The sequence below is a fragment of the Kaistia sp. UC242_56 genome, assembly GCF_044452255.1.
GTDB lineage: Bacteria > Pseudomonadota > Alphaproteobacteria > Rhizobiales > Kaistiaceae > Kaistia > Kaistia defluvii_A.
The window spans coordinates 168,127-186,593 of the sequence record NZ_JBIOAN010000001.1; the positions used below are offsets into that span (position 1 = coordinate 168,127).

Here is an 18,467-nt window from a genome sequence, read left to right on the forward strand (position 1 = left end):
TTCCTCCCCAGATTGACCGGTTGAATTCCGGTCTCGATGAAATCCGTCGAAGCGTTAGCGCTCGACGGTCAGAGCAATTCCCATTCCACCGCCGATGCAGAGCGTGGCGAGCCCCTTCTTGGCGTCGCGGCGCGCCATCTCGTGCAACAGCGTGACCAGGATGCGGGCACCCGAGGCGCCGATCGGATGGCCGATCGCGATGGCGCCGCCATTGACGTTGACCTTGGCCGGATCCCAGCCGACGCCCTGGTTGACGGCGCAGGCCTGGGCGGCGAAGGCCTCGTTGGCTTCGATCAGGTCGAGGTCGTCGACCGACCATCCGGCCTTCTGCAGCGCCTTCTTGGAGGCCGGGATCGGGCCGGTACCCATCAGGGCCGGGTCGACGCCGGCCGTCGCCCAGGAGGCGATGCGGGCGAGCGGCGTGACGCCGCGCCGCGCGGCCTCGGCGGCCGACATCAACAGCAGCGCGGCTGCGCCGTCATTCAGGCCCGAGGCATTGCCGGCCGTGACCGTGCCGTCCTTCGAGAAGGCCGGAACGCAGCTTGGCGGCGGCCTCCATCGTTGCGCCGGCGCGGATATACTCGTCCTGGTCAACGACGATGTCGCCCTTGCGGGTCGAGATCGTGAAGGGCGTGATCTCGTCCTTGAACTTGCCGGCCTTCTGCGCCGCCTCGGCCTTGTTCTGCGATGCGGTGGCGAACTGGTCCTGCTGCTCGCGGCTGATCTGGAATTCGCGCGCGACGTTCTCGGCCGTGACGCCCATGTGGTAGCCATTGAAGGCGTCCCAGAGGCCGTCCTTGATCATGGTGTCGACCATGTTCATGTCGCCCATCTTGGTGCCGGCGCGCAGATGCGCCGCATGCGGCGACAGCGACATCGATTCCTGGCCGCCCGCCACGATGATCGAGGCATCGCCGGTGGCGATCTGCTGCATGCCGAGCGCGACCGAGCGCAGGCCGGAGCCGCAGACCTGGTTGAGGCTCCAGGCGGTGGTCTCCTTGGGCAGGCCGGCGAGCATCGAGGCCTGGCGCGCCGGGTTCTGGCCCTGGGCCGCGGTCAGCACCTGGCCGAAGATCAGCTCGCTGACCGCTTCCGGCTCGGTCTTGCCCTGCTCCAGCGCGGCCTTGACCACGGCGGCGCCGAGCTGGTGGGCGGGAATATTGGCAAAGGCGCCGTTGAACGACCCGACGGCGGTGCGCGTGGCGGCGGCGATGACGATGTCGGTTTCTGAAGCCATGATGCTTTCCTCGATCGGGTTTCGGCGGCTGCCGGTTGAAACAATCAGAGACCGGGCGACGAAGGCTGTCAATCGAGGCGGACGTTACGCGATTGTTGCAATGCATCGTTTGCGCAGCATGGGACTGACAATGCATCGCACAATCAATTTGGTGGATTCCTGGAATGACCCTATCGTGGTGAGGTGGAAGATAGGTTGCGAGGACGGCATGCCGAGGCGCGCCAACCGGACAATCACGCAAGTGGGACGAGGGGAGCGATCATGACGAAGGAAAAAGAACCCACCACGATCAAGAAATACGCGAACCGCCGGCTCTACAATACCGGTACCTCGACCTATGTGACGCTCGAAGACCTCGCGAACATGGTCAAGGCGGGTGAGGATTTCGTGGTTTTCGATGCCAAGTCCGGCGATGAGATCACCCGTTCGGTGCTGACCCAGATCATCTTCGAGCAGGAGAACAAGGGGCAGAACCTGCTGCCGATCACCTTCCTGCGCCAGTTGATCCGCTTCTATGGCGACTCCATGCAGAACCTGGTGCCGACCTATCTCGACTTCACCATCGACAGCCTGACGCGCGACCAGGACAAGCTGCGCGGCCAGATGGCCAATGCCTTCGGGCCCAGCGCCTTCACCGCGATCGAGGACACCGTCCGGCGCAACACCGAGATGTTCGAGCAGGCCATGCGCATGTTCCTGCCCTTCAGCGGCGGACGCCCGGAGCCGACCAGCAGCGCCCCGAACGGCAAGGCCGAGTCGCGGACGGCGGAAGCCCGGCCGACCGAACGCGCCGATGGCGAGTTCGACCTGCTGAAGCGCCAACTCGACGAGATGCAGAAGAAGATCGAGAAGCTGGCCGAAAAGGGCTGATCTCCTCTTTCCCATCCAGCAACATCGCCCCGGCCGCCGCGCGGCCGGCGGGGACTTCGCGCATCGCGGTGCGAAGGATTGCGCGGCGACGGGCGCCCGATTCGTTGCAGTCCGCCTTTCCAGTTCCTAAATGGAGGCCTGCCCTGGTCGGTGCGCGAATGTTTCGCCGCCTTCCCCACGGGTCGATGAGGCTACTGGCACATGGCAAAGATCCATCACGGTGACATTCTCGGCCCCGAGACCTTGGGCTCGAAGGAAGAAAAGGCGCGCGCCGAGACGGTGCGCCGCGGCTTCTGGAAGAAATTCCGCACCGCCGCCCGCCACATCCCCTTCGCCGAGGACGTGGCCGCCGCCTATTTCTGCGCCTTCGACAGCGCCACGCCGATTCGGGTCCGCGCCACGCTGATCGGCGCGCTCGCCTATTTCGTGCTGCCGGTCGATGCCGTCCCCGACTTTCTGGTCGGCATTGGCTTCGCCGACGATGCGACCGTGCTGATGACCGCCTTGACCCTACTGCGCGGACACATCCAGCCGGCCCATTATGAAGCCGCGAAACGGGTGCTGGCCGGCGAAAAGCCGGCCTGATCCGCCCCTGCCTGCAGGGCCCTGTTCCTTTCGGCCGGAGAGGTCACACTCTCGCCCCATTGGCCCGACCATCTCTGCATTCGAATGTCTGGCTGGATGACGGGATGGGCGCGGTTCATGAAGGATTAGTTTTCATGGATTGTTAACGGAACCCGCGCAGTTTGAGGTAATTGTTCGGGTGACGGAGCCACCCGCCCGATCGTTTTCTGGCAAATTTGGTGGGAAAAATATGAACGGAAAAAGGATCGCAACGGCAGCGCTCCTCATGGGTGCTTTGTTCGGTTTCGCAGAGACTGCGGCGGCGCAGACCCCGAAACGTATCGGCACTTACAAGGACTGGAGCTCCTACGCCTATTCCGACTCGCGTGGGAAAGTTTGCTACGCGGCCTCCCAGCCGAAGACACAGGCGCCGCAGGGCCTGAATCGCGATCCGGCCTATTTCATGGTCACCGCGCGGCCGTCCGAGAACGTCCGCAGCGAGGTGTCCGTGATCATCGGATATCCGTTCAAGGAAGGCTCCAAGCTTACAGTCGACATCGATGGACAGAAGTTCTCGATGTTCACCAAGGATGATGGCGCCTGGATCGAGAACGCGGCGCAGGAAACGGCACTGATCGCGGCCCTGAAGAAGGGGCATTCGATGTCCGTCAACGGCACGTCGCGCCGTGGCACCCAGACGAGCGACAGCTATTCGCTCGCCGGCGTCTCGGCCTCGCTCGACGCGCTCTCCAAGAACTGCCCGTAGGGCCCGTTCCCGAATTCGAACTGGATGGCCGGGCTCAGCCCCGGCCATTTGCTTATGCGGCGCAGGCGGCATCGCGCGGGCATGCAATCCAGGGGTTCAGCCCCTCTTTGATTGACTCGGCCGCCCGTTCCGCGTTAAAAGCCGCCAAATTCTCGCGAAGAGGTATCCTCTGAGCCGCCGACCGGGACCCGATCCCGGAGGTCAACGTCCGCCAGCGCGTCGCGCCCGCGGGCGCTGAACGTCTTTGGGAATTCGGCGGATCGGAAGCGGTCCATTCGAGGAAGAGCGGAACGGATGTTCGACAACCTTTCAGAACGCCTCTCAGGCATTTTCGACAAGCTCACCCGTCGCGGCGCGCTGTCGGAAAACGACGTCAACGAGGCGATGCGCGAAGTTCGCCGCGCGCTGATCGAGGCTGACGTCGCCCTCGACGTCGTGCGTTCCTTCATCGACAAGGTCCGCTCGCGCGCCATCGGCGCCGACGTCATTCGCTCGGTGACGCCCGGCCAGATGGTCGTCAAGATCGTGCACGACCAGCTGGTCGAGATGCTGGGCGCCGAAGCCGAGCCGATCGACCTCAACGCCCCTGCCCCCGTCGCCATCATGATGGTCGGCCTCCAGGGCTCGGGCAAGACCACCTCGTCCGCCAAGATCGCCCGCCGCCTGACCCTGCAGCAGAAGCGCAAGGTCCTGATGGCGTCGCTCGACGTCCGCCGTCCGGCCGCCCAGGAGCAGCTGCGCATCCTCGGCGAGCAGAACGGCATCGACACGCTGCCGATCGTCGCCGGCCAGTCGCCGACCGACATCGCCACCCGCACGCTGCAGGCCGCCCGCCTCGGCGGCTATGACGTCGTCATCCTCGACACCGCCGGCCGGACGCATATCGACGAGCCGCTGATGGTCGAGATGGCCGACATCAAGGCCATCGCCAAGCCGCACGAGATCCTGCTCGTCGCCGACAGCCTGACCGGTCAGGACGCCGTGAACCTCGCCCGCTCGTTCAACGAGCGCGTCGGCATCACCGGCATCGTGCTGACCCGCGCCGATGGCGACGGCCGCGGCGGCGCGGCGCTGTCGATGCGCGCTGTCACCGGCAAGCCGATCAAGCTGATCGGTACCGGCGAAAAGGCGGAAGACCTCGAAGACTTCCATCCCGGCCGTATCGCCAACCGCATTCTCGGCATGGGCGACATCGTCTCGCTGGTCGAGAAGGCCGCGCAGAACATCGACATGGAAGAGGCCGCCAAGGCGGCCGAGAAGATGCGCAAGGGCATCTTCGACCTCGACGATCTCGCCGCCCAGCTTCGCCAGATGGAGAAGATCGGCGGCATGTCCGGCATGCTCGGCATGCTGCCCGGCGTCGGCAAGATCAAGAAGCAGCTCGACGGCGCCAATCTCGACGACAGCATGATCAAGCGCCAGGTCGCGATCATCTCGTCCATGACCAAGGCCGAGCGCCGCAATCCCGACATCCTCAAGGCCAGCAGGAAGAAGCGCATCGCCGCCGGTTCCGGCTCGAAGGTCGAGGACGTCAACCGCCTGCTCAAGATGCACCGCCAGATGGCCGATATGATGAAGGCCATGGGCAAGCAGAAGGGCGGCGGCATGCTGGGCAAGATGATGGGCGCGCTCGGCGGCGGCATGGGCGGCATGCCTCCCGGCGGCATGGGTGGCGGCATGCCCAACATCGATCCGGCCCAGCTGGAAAAGCTTGCCAAGCAGATGGGTGGCGGCGCCGGCCTGCCGCCCGGCCTCGGCAAGGGAATGCCCGGCCTGCCGGGCCTCGGCGGCAAGCTGCCGGGCCTGGGTGGCATACCCGGCCTCGGCAAGAAGAAATAACCAGTACGGACCCCGGTCCCTAACCCTTCACAAGATCTCGTTTTAAAAGGAAGAGAAGCATGTCCCTCAAGATCCGTCTTTCCCGCGGTGGTGCCAAGAAGCGTCCGTTCTACCGTATCGTCGTCACCGATGCCCGTTCGCCGCGCGACGGCCGCTTCATCGAGCGTATCGGCACGTTCGACCCGATGCTGGCCAAGGACGCCGCTAACCGCGTCGTGCTCGACCTCGACCGCGCCAAGCATTGGCTGTCGGTCGGCGCGCAGGCGACCGATCGCGTCGCCCGCTTCCTGAGCGATGCCGGCGTTGTCAAGCGTGACCCGCGCAACAACCCCGAGAAGGCCGTCCCGGGCAAGAAGGCCCAGGAGCGCGTTGCCGAGAAGGCCAAGAAGGCCGAAGCCGCTGCTGCAGCCGCTGCCGAGTAATTCAGGGATCCGTCCCTCGCCATTCCCTCTCCCGCACGCGGGAGAGGGTTTCTGCCGACGCGCCCGCCCCGTCCGATGACGGCCCGCCGGACGTCCTGCCCGCCCGAGGTGCGTATTCGACCGGGATCGGGCCGCCTGCACTCCCATGCAGGCCCCTATCCGGCCATGACCGCTGACAGAAAGACTCGCCGATGCCCGCTCCGGACCCAGACCAGGTTCTCCTCGGCCAATTCGGTGCCGCCCACGGCATCCGCGGCGAGATCAAGATCAATTCCTATACTGAGGAGCCGCTCGGCATCGCCGATTACGGCCCGTTCACCCTCGATGACGGCCGCGTCGTCGAGATCGATTCCGTCCGCATGCAGGGTGATGGCGTCGTCGCCCGCATCAAGGGCATCTCGGATCGCAATGGCGCCGAGACCTTGCGCAACCGAAAGCTGTTCGTCGAGCGCGCCGCCTTGCCGGAACTCGAGGAAGAAGACGATTTCTACCACGCCGACCTGATCGATCTGGCGCTCGAACTCACCGATGGCAGCGCCTATGGCAAGATCGTCTCGGTGCAGAATTTCGGCGCTGGCGACCTGATCGAGATCGAGCCGGCCGCGGGCGGCAAGACCTTCTACCTGCCCTTTACCCGCGCCATTGTGCCGACGGTCGACATCAAGGCCGGGCGCGCCGTCGTTGTGCCGCCGCCCGAGACCGAAGCGCGCCCGGAGGACGGCGAGGCCGAGGCCGAGGCGTGAGCGATTCGTTCGCAGACGCGCCCGGCGCGGCTACCGCGACACCCGACCCAGCCGGTCGCTGGCGCGCCACTATTTTGACCCTCTACCCCGAAATGTTCCCGGGCCCGCTCGGGCAATCGCTCTCCGGCAAGGCGATGGCCGAGGGCAAGTGGTCGCTCGACGCGGTCAACATCCGCGATTCCGCCACGACCAAGCACCGCAATGTCGACGACACGCCGGCTGGCGGCGGCCCGGGCATGGTGATGCGCGCCGATGTGGTGGCGCGCGCGCTCGATGCCGCGGCACCGGCCGACGACCCCCGCCCTCGCCTGCTGATGAGCCCGCGCGGCAAGCCGCTCGACCAGGCGCGCGTGCGCGAGCTCGCCGCCGGTCCCGGCGCGCTGATCCTGTGCGGCCGGTTCGAGGGCGTCGACGAGCGCGTCATCGAGGCGCGCCAGCTCGAGGAAGTCTCGATCGGCGACTACGTGCTGTCGGGCGGAGAGCTCGGCGCCATGGTGCTGCTGGATGCCATCGTCCGCCTGCTGCCGGGCGTGATGGGCGGGGCAGAATCCGGCACCGAGGAAAGCTTCGAGGGCGGCCTGCTGGAATATCCGCACTACACCCGCCCGCGCGAATGGGAAGGCCGCTCCATTCCCGACGTGCTGCTTTCCGGCGACCACGCCGCGATCGCCAGATGGCGGCGCCAGCAATCCGAGCGCATCACGGCCGAGCGCCGACCCGACCTGCTCGACAAGAGCTGACCTCAGCAGTCGCCGCCGGGAGCGGCGGCGGCCTCGAACACCCGCGCAAGACCTTCGACGAGTTGCTCGTCCGAATAGATCAGCGGATCGTCCATCGGCTCGACCATGCCCTTCATCGTCAGCAGGCCGATCGCCGAGAGATAGGCGAGGAACGCCAACAGGCGCGGTTCGACGGCCGCGCGCGGATCGCGCTCGCCCCGTTCTGCCACCAGCATCTCGGTTGCTTTCGCGAACAGCAGGTCATTCAGCGGACGGATGCGTTCGAACTGGTCGCGATCCCAGGTGAGCGCGCCGGCGCCGGCGACCTGCCCGAACAGGAAGGCGAGCCGGAAATCATCCAGGCGAGGGGCGAAGGCGGTCACTGTCTCCCCGATGATCGCCCGCAGCGCGCCGCCGCCATCGGACGCCCGCGAGACCCCCTGCTGCACGGCCTTCGCCTGCGCTTCGATCACGCCATGCACCAGTTCGAAAACCAGAGCGTCCTTGGACGGGAAGTAATAATAGAGCCCGGTCTTCGACATCCCGACCTCGTTCGCCACCGCGTCGAGCGTCATCGCGCCAATGCCGTGCCGGAACAGGACGCGACGGGCGGCTTGCAGGATCTCCTCGCGCGACTGGTCCCGCTTGCGCTCGCGCCGTGCGGCCCGCGCCGCCGTCTTGTCGGCGCCGTTCGCTTCGCCCGCGTCATCCGCCACCCTCGTCACCCTCCGTACTGGCCTTCGAATTCAATTCTGTAAAATATCCTCCATTTGACTTTTTCGAACAACGGTCTAAAAATTGAATTGTAGTCGTAGACATATGGGCGCGCGCTCGCCGCACGGTGGAGACTGGCAATGGACAAGCTGAGCTTCGACAACCCGCTGTTCGCGACCTATGTGATCGCGGCGACGCTTCTCATCCTGAAGGCGGCGGCCATGTCCTGGCTGGTGGTCTTCCGGATGATCCGGGAGAATGGCGGCTTTCGGTCGCCCGAGGATCTGAAGAAAACTCTCGCCAATCCCAATCCGCACCCGGGCCAGCTCGAGCCCAATCCGCGCGTCGAGCGGGCGCGCCGGATCCAACTCAATGACCTCGAGAGCTTTCCCTATTTCCTGGTGGCCGGATTCCTCTGGATCCTGACGTCGCCGTCGCTGTGGCTGGCCCAATGGCTGTTCTACGGCTATGTGGTGACGCGGGCCTTGCACTTCGTCGCCTATCTGACGGCCCGCACACACGACCTGCGCTCGCTGCTCTGGACGCCCGGCTCGCTGATCCTGATCTACATGGCAGGCAGCACGCTGTTCTCGGCGCTGCTGCATGCGGCCTAGCCGGACGGCTTGCCGCGCAGGCGATCCGCCGGCCGGCCAAAGGCTGGACTTTCCGCTCCGCTTCCTGTACACGCGCGCCATCCAAAGCCTTCAACGGCTAAGGAACAATAACTGAAAACAGCGCACCGAAACGCTAGCGGTCCGAAAAGGGCCGCATCGGCAGGAGTTGAGACTATGGTCAATATCATCGAACAGCTCGAGAAAGAGCAGCTCGAAATCGTCGCCGCCATGCGTGCGGTTCCCGAGTTCCAGCCCGGCGACACCGTCAAGGTCAACGTGAAGGTTGTCGAAGGCACCCGTTCGCGCGTTCAGGCCTATGAAGGCGTCTGCATCGCCCGTTCCGGCGGCGGCCTCTCGGAGAGCTTCACCGTCCGCAAGATTTCCTATGGCGAAGGCGTCGAGCGCGTTTTCCCGGTCTACTCGCCGCTGATCGCCGGCATCGAAGTCGTCCGCCGCGGCAAGGTTCGCCGCGCGAAGCTTTACTACCTGCGCGATCGTCGCGGTAAGTCGGCTCGTATCGTCGAGCGGACCGAGCCCCGCAAGGAGAAGGCGAAGGCTTAAGCCCTTCGGCTTCCAGAATTGCGAAGGCGGGTCCCAGCGACCCGCCTTTTTTGTTGGGAGAGGACCATGGATCGCTTCAAGCAGAGCAACCGCGCCAATTGGGACGAGCGCGCCGAGATCCATGCGCAGGACCGGACCGGCTTCTATGCGATTGACCGCTTTCTTGCCGGCGAGGACGTGCTCTATCCCATCGAATCCGCCGAGATTGGCGCCGTTTCCGGCCTGAAGCTGGCGCATTTCCAGTGCCATATCGGCATCGACACGCTCTGCCTCGCCCGCCGCGGCGCCATCGCCACCGGGCTCGACTTCTCGCCGCAGGCGATCGCCAAGGCGCGCGCGCTTTCGGCGCGCTCCGGGGTTCAAGCCGATTTCGTCGAGGGCGAAGTCTATGACGCGCCGGACCTTCTCGGCACGGATTTCGACATGGTCTTCACCAGCTGGGGCACGATCACCTGGCTCGACGACATCCGCGCCTGGGCGAAGGCGATTGCCGGCACGCTGAAGCCGGGCGGGCGGCTCTATTTCGCCGACAGCAGCCCCGCCATCGCGACGCACGAGGAAATCGACGGCGTGATCCGGCCTCATTACGACTGGCGCTCCGCGCGCGAAAAGCCGCAGCGCTTCGATTCCCCCACGACCTATACGGGGGACGAGACGCCGCTGGTCACCGACTTCACCTATGAGTGGATGCGCGGCACCTCGGACGTGATCGACGCCCTGCTCCGGGCCGGAATGCAGCTCGACTTCCTGCGCGAGCACGAAGTGTTGCCTTTCAAACTGTTTCCGATGATGGTCGATGCCGGGAGCCGCATGTTCCAGTTGCCCGCCGGCATTCCGCGCATGCCGCTCGCCCTGTCGCTTGGGGCGACGAAACGCTGACCGATGGGCCATGATCCGAATTGTCGTTCTGGCAATTGACTGCTATTTAGAACCGCTATGAACAGCCCCTTCGCCCGCATCCATCAGCCGACGACCGCCGAATTCGCGGCGCTGACGGATCATGCGCGGCTTCCCTGGCGGTTTTTCGCCCGTCTGCTGGCAACCGAGGATCGCGGTTCCGATCGACTTTGACGGGGCAGTGGCCCCGAACGATCGACCCTCGCGCAAGCAATTTATCCTTCAGGAAGAAGACGTCATGACCACGTCGAACGGCAATCCCCGCACTCTCTACGACAAGATCTGGGACTACCACGTCGTCGAGAAGAACGACGACGGCAACACCATCCTCTATATCGACCGCCACCTCGTGCACGAAGTGACGAGCCCGCAGGCCTTCGAAGGCCTGCGCATGGCCGGCCGCAAGGTTCACCAGCCGAAGAAGACGCTCGCCGTCGTCGACCACAACGTGCCGACGACCGACCGCACGCATGGCATCGAGAACCCGGAATCGGCGCTGCAGGTCGCGACGCTCGCCGAGAACGCGGCCGAGTTCGGCGTCGAATATTATTCCGAGCTCGACCGCCGCCAGGGCGTCGTCCACATCGTCGGCCCCGAGCAGGGCTTCACCCTGCCCGGCATGACCATCGTCTGCGGCGACAGCCACACCTCGACGCATGGCGCCTTCGGCGCGCTGGCGCATGGCATCGGCACGTCGGAGGTCGAGCATGTGCTCGCCACCCAGACGCTGATCCAGACCAAGGCCAAGAACATGCTGGTCACGGTCGATGGCGTGGCGCCGGAAGGCGTTTCGGCCAAGGATATCGTGCTGGCCATCATCGGCGAGATCGGCACGGCCGGCGGCACCGGCCATGTGATCGAATATGCTGGCGAGGCGATCCGCGCCTTGTCGATGGAAGGCCGCATGACGGTCTGCAACATGTCGATCGAAGGCGGCGCCCGCGCCGGCCTCATCGCGCCCGACCAGACGACCTATGACTACATCAAGGGTCGTCCCAAGGCGCCGACCGGCGAAACCTGGGAACAGGCTCTGCGCTACTGGGAAACGCTCAAGTCGGACCCCGGCGCGCATTTCGATACCGAGCTGCGCCTCGACGCCGCCAGCCTGCCGCCGATCGTCACCTGGGGCTCCTCGCCCGAGGACGTCGTCTCGATCGCCGGCGTCGTGCCGAACCCGGACGAGATCGCCGACGAGAACAAGCGCAAGTCGAAGTGGCGCGCGCTCGAATATATGGGCCTGAAGCCCGGCACCCGCATGGTCGACATCCCGGTCGAGCGCATCTTCATCGGCTCCTGCACCAATGGCCGGATCGAGGATCTGCGCGCCGCCGCCGCGATGATCCGCGGCCAGACGGTGCGCGAGGGCGTCAACGCGATGGTCGTGCCGGGTTCCGGCCTGGTCAAGGAGCAGGCGGAGGCCGAGGGCCTGGACGTGCTGTTCAAGGCCGCCGGCTTCGAATGGCGTGAGCCGGGTTGCTCGATGTGCCTGGCCATGAACGACGACCGGCTGAAGCCGCATGAGCGCTGCGCCTCGACCTCGAACCGCAATTTCGAGGGTCGCCAGGGCTTCAAGGGCCGCACCCATCTGGTGTCGCCCGCCATGGCCGCCGCCGCCGCGATCGCCGGCCACTTCGTCGACATCCGCAGCTGGCGCTGAGCCGCCGCGACAGCAGACAATAGAAAAGGGGCCCGGACGGCGACGTCCGGGCCCCTTCTTCATTCTAGCCGGCTGTTACCAGCGCGGGCCGCCATGGCCGCGCTGCTGGTAGAAGCAACGCTCGCCGACAACGACCTTGCGCCATTCCATGCGGCCGTGACGCCAGACCTTGCGCTGCTTCACAATCGGGCGGCAGACGCGCTTGCCCTTGTGCCAGCCATGGCCGCCGCGCGGACCGTTGTCCCAGCCGCGATTGTCCTGACGGCTGTGGTGCGGTTCGCCGCGATGCCAGGCGAGCGCGCCGCCGGTCGACACAGCCAGCGAGCCGGTCGCGAGGACCAGCGTGGTAGCAACGGCAATGATGGTTTTCTTCAGCATCGAAAACTCCCTTGGTGACGTCCAGGCCGAAAACCGGCCTGCTGCGTCTATCAAGGGCCTCAATGCATGAACCACGGCTGAGATGCATGTTCAGCCATGGTTCAGGATCATTATTTGCTAAACGGACGACAGTCAGCGGGCCTTACCAGCCATTGTCGACCCAGAAGCAGCGCCGGCCGACCACGACGCTGCGCCAGCGCCAGCCATGGGAGGTGTGCACCCGCACATTGCGGACCACCGGCCGGCAGACACGGGTCGCGCCATTGTCCCAGACGCCGGCGCCGTAGCCGAGGCCAAGCCCGAGCCCGAAGGCCGGTCCCCAGCCCCAACCCCAGCCGCCATTCCAGCCGCAGTTCCAGCACCCGCCGTTCCACCCGCCGCCGTGCCAGCCGCCGCCATGCCAACCACCACCGTGCCAGCCGCCCCCGCCGCCATGCCATCCTCCGCCACCGCCGTGCCAGCCACCGCGCGGCCACATATAGCCGCCATGACCACCGCGATGCTGCGCCAAAGCATCCCCTGTCGTCGCACCGACCATACCCAGGGAAAGGACAAGCGCGACCGCGGCGGAGACCAGTGTATGTTTCACCATCACCCTTACTCCTGAAAACCACGACATCGCCGCCCCACCACGATCCCGGCGTGCCGTGCTGTGGATGCAGTTTCAACGGGCGAGCCCGGCCGTTTATTCAGCGCGGCGCGGGTTCAACCGGCCGCAGGGGTTCCGACACATTCAAGATTGCATCGTGGAAACCGATGCGACATTGCTATGAAATGGGAAACAGTCCGGGCGCCGCCAGTGGCAACCGGACCTGGTTGATACGGAATCATGGAAACGCTGCCTCTCTCGACCCGCTTCGAAACCGCCGCGCTCACCATCGATGATGCGCTGGAGTTCGCGCCGCTGCTCGCCGCCTATGTCCAGGACATGAAACGCGGCGCGCCGCGCCACCCCGACCTCTATTATGCCGAGACCCTGCTGCGCGACCGCACGGCAGAAATCCTGGGCGCCCGCCTCGACGGCGTGCTGGTCGGCTTCGCCGTGTTCTGCGACCTGCCGGACGCCATGTCCGGCATGCGCGTCGGCCAATTGGAGGACCTGTTCGTCATCCACGAATCGCGCGGCCGCGGCATTGCCCGCGCCCTGGTCGAGGCGCTGGCCCGCAAGGGCCGCTCGCGCGACTGGCTGTCGCTGCGTTGGATGGTGCCGGAGGGTTCCTCAATGCGCACCACCTTTGCGGAGACGCTCGGCAAGAAGGCGCGGCTCGAGAGCTTCATCGTCCGCATCGAGCGCGGTCCGGCCGCCTGACTGGCGAAATCCGGAACCCGGCCCCATATCAGGCGGCCGCGGGCTGCCTGTCGCCGGCAGCCTTCCACCCCACCAGCCGGATCCGACCTGCATCATGGCAAAGCTCGACCTCGACGCCCTCAAGGCGCCCTCGCTCGATGATTTTCTGGCCCTCGGCCAGGCGGCGCTCGAAAGCCTGCCGGACGAATTCCGCAGCCTGTCCGGCGAGATCGAGATCCGCGTCGACGATTTTCCCGATGACGAGGCGCTCGACGCGCTGGGCATCGAATCCGAATTCGACCTGCTCGGGCTGTTCCAGGGCGTCGGCCTCGCCCATGCCTCGGCCACGGAATATACCGGCATGCTGCCGAACCGCGTCTGGCTCTATCGCCGCCCGATCCTCGACTACTGGGCCGAGCATGACGAAACGCTGGGCGCGATCGTCAGCCATGTCCTGATCCACGAGATCGGCCATCATTTCGGCCTCTCCGACGCCGACATGGAAGCGATCGAGGAAGCGGCCGGCTAAGGCGTCGCGAAACGTCGCCAAATCGCCGAAAGTCTTGACCTTGGCCGGTTTTCAGCGCATCTACCGCCGTCTGAACGGCAAATTGGGAATGATCACCATGGAAAAATTCACGACGATGACCGGCGTCGCGGCCCCGCTGCCGCTGATCAACATCGATACCGACATGATCATTCCGAAGGACTATCTTAAGACGATCAAGCGCACTGGGCTCGGCAAGGGCCTGTTCGCCGAAATGCGCTTCAACGACGATGGCAGCGAGAACGAGACGTTCGTCCTCAACAAGCCGGCCTACCGCCATGCCACGATCCTCGTCGCCGGCGACAATTTCGGCTGCGGCTCGTCGCGCGAGCATGCGCCCTGGGCTTTGCTCGACTACGGCATCCGCTGCGTGATCTCGACGTCGTTCGCCGACATTTTCTACAATAACTGCTTCAACAACGGGATCCTGCCGATCCGCGTCTCCAAGGAAGACCTCGACAAGCTGTTCGACGACGCCAATCGCGGCGAGAACGCGCGTCTGACGGTCGACCTCGAAGCGCAGGAAATCCGCGGCCCGGACGGTGGCTCCGTGCATTTCGACATCGACCCGGCCCGCAAGGAAAAGCTGCTGAGCGGTCTCGACGATATCGGCCTGACCATGGTCAAGGCGCCGAACATCGAAGCCTTCGAGAAGACCACCGAAGCCGTCCGCCCCTGGGCCTGATCGGTTTTTTCCTAGCATTCGACAGGCGCCGGAAGCATTTCCGGCGCCTTTTTTGTTTGGGCGCCCCCTAGGCTGCTCACCCGGCCGATCCGGACAAGGACTGCCCACCTCGCCGTCATCCCGGCCCCCGAACCGGGATCGATTCAGCCGAGGCATCGGGAGGTTCGCGAGGCGACGAACCCAGCGGCACTGGGAGGCTTGCTGGGCAGGGAACGTGGCTGCATGGATCCTCGCTTTCACGAGGATGACGGCGAGCGCGGGGGAGCGGCGAGCCCGCGTTGGATGACGAGCGTGGCAACCGCCCGGCGCCCTTCACCTCTCCCTGAGGGAGAGGTCGACGGCCGAAGGCCGGCGGGTGAGGGTTTACGGGCTCTCCGGACCGGCTCCCATGCCATATCCATCCGGACAAGGCACGGTCCCCACCCTCGCCGTCGTCCCCTACCCCCGCGCGGCGATCGCCACGGCCCGGGCCAGCAGGCGCTTGGCCATGTCGGCGTGCAGGCGCTCGACCATGCGGCCCTCGACGCGCACCACGCCCTTGTCCGCGTTCTCCGCCGCGTCGAACACGAAGGCGATGCGGTTCGCCCAGGCCAGTTCCTCGGCGTCCGGGGCGAAGGCGGCGTTAGCGCCGGCGATCTGGGCCGGGTGGATCACCGTCTTGCCGTCGAAGCCGCATTGCCGCGCCTGCAGGCACTCGGCCGCAAAGCCCTCCGTGTCGGCGATGTCGTTGTGGACACCGTCGAGGATCTCGATCCCTGCCACCCGCGCCGCCGCCAGCGCATTCATCATCCAGGGCAGCATCGGCGCGCGGCCGGGTAGCTGCAGCGTGCCCGTCTCGCGGGCGAGGTCGTTCAGGCCCAGCACGAGCACGGTGAGCGGCAGGCGATCATCCTGCGCCTCGGCGATCTCTAGCGGACCCAGAACCGCGCGGGGGGTTTCGACCATCGCCCAGAGCGGTAGCGCCATGTCTGCGGCGATCATCGCGCGCACCCGGGCGAGGTCGCTGGCCCGCGAAATCTTCGGCAGCAGCAGCGCGTCCGGCAGCGCCGCACCGATAGCCGCTAGGTCGGCCTCGATCCAGGGCGTGTCGAGCCCGTTGGCGCGCACGACGATCTCGGCCTGGGTGCCCGCCTGCCGCAGCGCGCCGACCGCCTCGACGACATGCGAGCGGGCCGCGTCTTTCTCCGATGGCGCCACGGCGTCCTCGAGATCGAAGATCACGACATCGGCGCCGAGCGTCGGCGCCTTGGCCATGGCGCGGAGATTGGAGCCCGGCACATAGAGGGCGGAGCGGCGCGGACGGATCGGCTTCATGGGGGCTTCCTGGGTTGCGTCGAGCGCAGCATAGGCAGGAGAGCAGCTAAGCGGAACCGAATCGGCTAGTTTCGCACCGCCGGCCAAGCCGCCGGCGCCGCAGGAAGCATGCGCCATGACCGTCCCGACCGAACTCGTCGCCAAGCCCGCCATCCTCGTGATCTCCTCGACCGTCGTGCGCGGCGCCGTCGGCGGTCGCGGCGCCGCCTTCGCGCTGGAGCGCTTCGGCCATCCGGTCTGGTCGGTGCAGACGGTGACGCTGCCCTGGCATCCGGGCCATGGCCGGTCGAGCCGCATCGTGCCGGATGAAGCGGCCTTCGAGGCGCTGATCGACGACCTGATCCGCGCACCCTGGCTTGGCGAGATCGGCGCGATCCTGACCGGCTATATGGGCGCGGCCAGCCAGCCGGCTGCCGTCGCCCGGCTGGTCGACGCGGTGAAGGCGGCGCGGCCCGACGCGCTCTATCTCTGCGATCCCGTGATGGGCGACGCCGGCATCCTCTATGTGCCGGAGGCGACCGCGAGCGCCATCCGCGACCATCTCGTGCCGCGCGCCGACATCCTGACGCCGAACCCGACCGAGCTGGGCTTCCTGACCGGCAACCTCGCGCTTCCCGCCGAAGCGCTGCATGCCGCCGCCACCACGCTCTCGACGCCGCGCATCGCCGTGACCTCGGCCGCCGGCACGGAAGGCGAGATCACCACGCTGCTGCTATCGCGCAACGGCGAGGGCCACGACACCATCCGCGCCAGCCACGCCGCGATCGGCGGCCGCGTGCCGAACGGCACCGGCGACCTGTTCGCCGCCCTGTTCCTGGCCCATCTGGTCGAGGGCGCGGGCGACGCGGAGGCGTTGCGTCTCGCCACCGCCGCCGTCGCCGATGCGATCGACGCGGCGGCCAGCCTCGGCAGCAACGAACTGCCGCTCGCCGCCATCCAGGATCGCCTGCTTTCGCCGCGCACGCCGGTGCGGATCATCCCGTGAGCGGGACGCGGGTCGTCGGCATTGACGGCTGCCCTAGCGGCTGGATCGCCGTTTCGATTTCTCCTGAAGGCCCGATCGAGCCCGAGATCTGGATCGTTTCGCGCTTCGCCGACCTGATCGAGGCGGCCGAGAACGCTATTCTCGCGGTCGACATGCCGATCGGCCTGCCGGATTTCATCGGGCTGGAAGGACGCGGGCCCGAGCGGCTGGTGCGAAATCGGCTGGGCGAGCGGCAGAGTTCCGTCTTCTCGGTCCCGTGCCGCAGCGCCGTGATGACCGAGGATTATCGCGAGGCCTGCGCGGTCGCCGCCGCAGCATCCGATCCGCCCCGCATGGTCTCGAAGCAGTGCTTCCACATCTTCCCCAAGATGCGCGAGATCGACGCGCTGATGACGCCGGCGCTGGAGACGCGCGTCTACGAGGTGCATCCGGAACTCGCCTTCTGGCGGCTGAACGGCGAAGCGGCGATGTCGCTGCCGAAGAAGGTCAAGAGCCGCCCGAATCCGGCTGGCCTCGACCAGCGCCTCGACCTGCTCCTCCGCCATGGCTACGAGGCCCGGCATCTCGCCAACCCGCCGCGCGGCGCGGCGGCCGACGACCTGCTCGACGCGGCGGCGAATGCCCTCATCGCACGGCGCCTCTATCGCGGCGAGGGCGAGAGTTTTCCGGCCGAACCGGCGCGCGATTCAAAGGGGCTGCGGATCGCGATCTGGGCGTAGACAGACGCGTTCGCAGCGTGCAAACCCTCTCGACCCATACGTCAAAGCCGTTTATTGGAACGCTACGATCATGCTGCACTGCATGATGCCGTCTCAGGCCCCCCTTTGGAGCACCACCCGATGGCCAAGGCCCATGAATTCCCGTCCCGGCTGCTGCGCGGCTATGCGACCTTTCGCGATCAGCGCCTGCCGCAGGAAAGCTCGCGCTACAAGGTTCTGGCGGAAACCGGCCAGCGCCCGCGCACCATGATCCTCGGCTGCAGCGACAGCCGCGCCGCCCCGGAGACGATCTTCGACGCCGCACCCGGCGAGCTCTTCGTCGTCCGCAATGTCGCCGCCTTGGTGCCGCCCTTCACCCCGGATGGCGAGCATCACGGCACGTCGGCGGCGATCGAGTTCGGCGTAATGGGCCTCAAGGTCCGCAACCTCGTCGTCATGGGCCATGGCCGCTGCGGCGGCATCACCGCCTACATGGCCGAGCGCGACGCGCCGGAACTGCAGGGATCCAACGATTACATCAGCAAGTGGACTTCGCTGCTGAAGCCGGCCGAGGCGCTGATCTGCGACGATCCGGTCGAGACCACCGACCGCCAGCGCGCGATGGAGTTTGCTTCGATCCGCCAGACGATCGAGAATCTGCGCACCTTCCCGTGGATCAAGAGCCTGGAAGAGATCGACGAGCTGGAGCTGCACGGCGCCTGGTTCGATATCTCGACCGGCGAACTCTATCTGCTCGACAAGGAAACCGGCCGCTTCACGGTTCCCGACGAGATCGAGGCTTAGGGTAGCGGGCGCTCGCTTCCCGCGGGTTGTTCCAAACTCGACCCTCATCCTGAGGTGCCCGGCAAAGCCGGGCCTCGAAGGAGGGTCCAGGAAACACCCGGTCGACGTCACGACATGGCATCGCCCGGATAGGACGACAAGCCTGGGCGCCGGCTGGATCCTCCT

The 18,467-nt window shown here is 66.2% G+C and carries 21 protein-coding genes and 2 pseudogenes; 18 read left to right on the forward strand and 5 right to left on the reverse strand.

The window, feature by feature from the left end; genetic code table 11:
• Nucleotides 1-54 precede the first annotated feature (54 nt).
• A pseudogene (locus ACHMWQ_RS00830) lies at nt 55-1,237 on the reverse strand (acetyl-CoA C-acetyltransferase).
• Nucleotides 1,238-1,498: 261 nt separating this feature from the next.
• Between ACHMWQ_RS00830 and phaR the strand changes: the two are divergent.
• The 7 genes from phaR to trmD all read left to right on the forward strand — a co-directional run bounded on the left by phaR (nt 1,499) and on the right by trmD (nt 7,181).
• A complete protein-coding gene (gene phaR, locus ACHMWQ_RS00835) occupies nt 1,499-2,107 on the forward strand; it encodes a polyhydroxyalkanoate synthesis repressor PhaR (protein WP_396306031.1) in 609 nt (202 codons plus the stop codon).
• Between the two features lie 201 nt (nt 2,108-2,308).
• The gene (locus ACHMWQ_RS00840) at nt 2,309-2,692 is read left to right on the forward strand and encodes a YkvA family protein (protein WP_354553774.1); all 384 of its coding nucleotides are present in this window, start codon (nt 2,309-2,311) and stop codon (nt 2,690-2,692) included.
• 178 nt (nt 2,693-2,870) lie between these two features.
• On the forward strand, nt 2,871-3,437 hold the full coding sequence (locus ACHMWQ_RS00845) for an invasion associated locus B family protein (RefSeq protein ID WP_396306032.1): 567 nt from the start codon (nt 2,871-2,873) through the stop codon (nt 3,435-3,437).
• Between the two features lie 294 nt (nt 3,438-3,731).
• On the forward strand, nt 3,732-5,276 hold the full coding sequence (gene ffh / locus ACHMWQ_RS00850) for a signal recognition particle protein (RefSeq protein WP_396306033.1): 1,545 nt from the start codon (nt 3,732-3,734) through the stop codon (nt 5,274-5,276).
• 59 nt (nt 5,277-5,335) lie between these two features.
• A complete protein-coding gene (gene rpsP, locus ACHMWQ_RS00855; protein ID WP_266331412.1) occupies nt 5,336-5,698 on the forward strand; it encodes a 30S ribosomal protein S16 in 363 nt (120 codons plus the stop codon).
• Between the two features lie 191 nt (nt 5,699-5,889).
• On the forward strand, nt 5,890-6,441 hold the full coding sequence (gene rimM, locus ACHMWQ_RS00860; protein WP_396306034.1) for a ribosome maturation factor RimM: 552 nt from the start codon (nt 5,890-5,892) through the stop codon (nt 6,439-6,441).
• Nucleotides 6,438-7,181 (forward strand): tRNA (guanosine(37)-N1)-methyltransferase TrmD, encoded by a 744-nt coding sequence (trmD, locus tag ACHMWQ_RS00865; RefSeq protein ID WP_396306035.1) that lies wholly within the window; start codon nt 6,438-6,440, stop codon nt 7,179-7,181. The genes rimM and trmD overlap by 4 nt, the downstream gene beginning before the upstream one ends.
• Nucleotides 7,182-7,183: 2 nt before the next feature.
• On the opposite strand, the gene ACHMWQ_RS00870 is transcribed toward trmD, so the two are convergent.
• Nucleotides 7,184-7,876, reverse strand: a complete 693-nt coding sequence (locus ACHMWQ_RS00870; RefSeq protein ID WP_396306036.1) for a TetR/AcrR family transcriptional regulator — start codon at nt 7,874-7,876, stop codon at nt 7,184-7,186.
• Nucleotides 7,877-8,014: 138 nt separating this feature from the next.
• Here ACHMWQ_RS00870 and ACHMWQ_RS00875 point away from each other — a divergent pair, with 138 nt between their 5' ends.
• The 5 genes and pseudogenes from ACHMWQ_RS00875 (at nt 8,015) to leuC (ending at nt 11,603) form a co-directional block, all read left to right on the forward strand.
• Entirely contained in the window at nt 8,015-8,488 is a 474-nt protein-coding gene (locus ACHMWQ_RS00875) for an MAPEG family protein (RefSeq protein ID WP_396306037.1), read from the forward strand.
• Nucleotides 8,489-8,662: 174 nt separating this feature from the next.
• Nucleotides 8,663-9,037 (forward strand): annotated as a pseudogene (gene rplS / locus ACHMWQ_RS00880) (50S ribosomal protein L19); the annotation flags it as partial.
• A 78-nt stretch (nt 9,038-9,115) separates the two neighbouring features.
• On the forward strand, nt 9,116-9,928 hold the full coding sequence (locus ACHMWQ_RS00885; RefSeq protein ID WP_396306038.1) for a class I SAM-dependent methyltransferase: 813 nt from the start codon (nt 9,116-9,118) through the stop codon (nt 9,926-9,928).
• A 57-nt stretch (nt 9,929-9,985) separates the two neighbouring features.
• Nucleotides 9,986-10,120, forward strand: coding sequence for a hypothetical protein (locus ACHMWQ_RS00890; RefSeq protein WP_018183301.1), 135 nt, complete (start codon nt 9,986-9,988; stop codon nt 10,118-10,120).
• 64 nt (nt 10,121-10,184) lie between these two features.
• Complete coding sequence (gene leuC, locus ACHMWQ_RS00895) at nt 10,185-11,603, forward strand: 3-isopropylmalate dehydratase large subunit (RefSeq protein ID WP_396306039.1); 1,419 nt, start codon at nt 10,185-10,187, stop codon at nt 11,601-11,603.
• Nucleotides 11,604-11,678: 75 nt separating this feature from the next.
• On the opposite strand, the gene ACHMWQ_RS00900 is transcribed toward leuC, so the two are convergent.
• Both ACHMWQ_RS00900 and ACHMWQ_RS00905 read right to left on the reverse strand, forming a co-directional pair.
• Nucleotides 11,679-11,981: a hypothetical protein gene (locus ACHMWQ_RS00900; RefSeq protein ID WP_354553781.1), complete on the reverse strand. Its 303-nt coding sequence runs from the start codon at nt 11,979-11,981 to the stop codon at nt 11,679-11,681.
• A gap of 142 nt (nt 11,982-12,123) precedes the next feature.
• A complete protein-coding gene (locus tag ACHMWQ_RS00905; protein ID WP_396306040.1) occupies nt 12,124-12,573 on the reverse strand; it encodes a hypothetical protein in 450 nt (149 codons plus the stop codon).
• A gap of 237 nt (nt 12,574-12,810) precedes the next feature.
• Between ACHMWQ_RS00905 and ACHMWQ_RS00910 the strand changes: the two genes are divergently transcribed.
• The 3 genes from ACHMWQ_RS00910 (at nt 12,811) to leuD (ending at nt 14,501) form a co-directional block, all read left to right on the forward strand.
• A complete protein-coding gene (locus tag ACHMWQ_RS00910) occupies nt 12,811-13,290 on the forward strand; it encodes a GNAT family N-acetyltransferase (protein ID WP_354553783.1) in 480 nt (159 codons plus the stop codon).
• A 94-nt stretch (nt 13,291-13,384) separates the two neighbouring features.
• Nucleotides 13,385-13,798: a metallopeptidase family protein gene (locus ACHMWQ_RS00915; RefSeq protein ID WP_354553784.1), complete on the forward strand. Its 414-nt coding sequence runs from the start codon at nt 13,385-13,387 to the stop codon at nt 13,796-13,798.
• Between the two features lie 97 nt (nt 13,799-13,895).
• Nucleotides 13,896-14,501: a 3-isopropylmalate dehydratase small subunit gene (gene leuD, locus ACHMWQ_RS00920; RefSeq protein ID WP_266331425.1), complete on the forward strand. Its 606-nt coding sequence runs from the start codon at nt 13,896-13,898 to the stop codon at nt 14,499-14,501.
• Nucleotides 14,502-14,939: 438 nt separating this feature from the next.
• Here leuD and ACHMWQ_RS00925 read toward each other — a convergent pair whose 3' ends face one another.
• The gene (locus ACHMWQ_RS00925; RefSeq protein WP_396306041.1) at nt 14,940-15,815 is read right to left on the reverse strand and encodes an HpcH/HpaI aldolase/citrate lyase family protein; all 876 of its coding nucleotides are present in this window, start codon (nt 15,813-15,815) and stop codon (nt 14,940-14,942) included.
• A 115-nt stretch (nt 15,816-15,930) separates the two neighbouring features.
• Here ACHMWQ_RS00925 and pdxY point away from each other — a divergent pair, with 115 nt between their 5' ends.
• The 3 genes from pdxY (at nt 15,931) to ACHMWQ_RS00940 (ending at nt 18,302) form a co-directional block, all read left to right on the forward strand.
• Nucleotides 15,931-16,800, forward strand: coding sequence for a pyridoxal kinase (gene pdxY, locus ACHMWQ_RS00930; RefSeq protein WP_396306042.1), 870 nt, complete (start codon nt 15,931-15,933; stop codon nt 16,798-16,800).
• Nucleotides 16,797-17,519, forward strand: coding sequence for a DUF429 domain-containing protein (locus ACHMWQ_RS00935; protein ID WP_396306043.1), 723 nt, complete (start codon nt 16,797-16,799; stop codon nt 17,517-17,519). Before pdxY ends, ACHMWQ_RS00935 begins: the two co-directional genes overlap by 4 nt.
• Before the next feature lie 120 nt (nt 17,520-17,639).
• Nucleotides 17,640-18,302 carry a carbonic anhydrase gene (locus tag ACHMWQ_RS00940; protein ID WP_354553788.1) on the forward strand — a complete coding sequence of 221 codons (663 nt, stop codon included), beginning with the start codon at nt 17,640-17,642 and terminating at the stop codon, nt 18,300-18,302.
• Nucleotides 18,303-18,467: the final 165 nt, after the last annotated feature.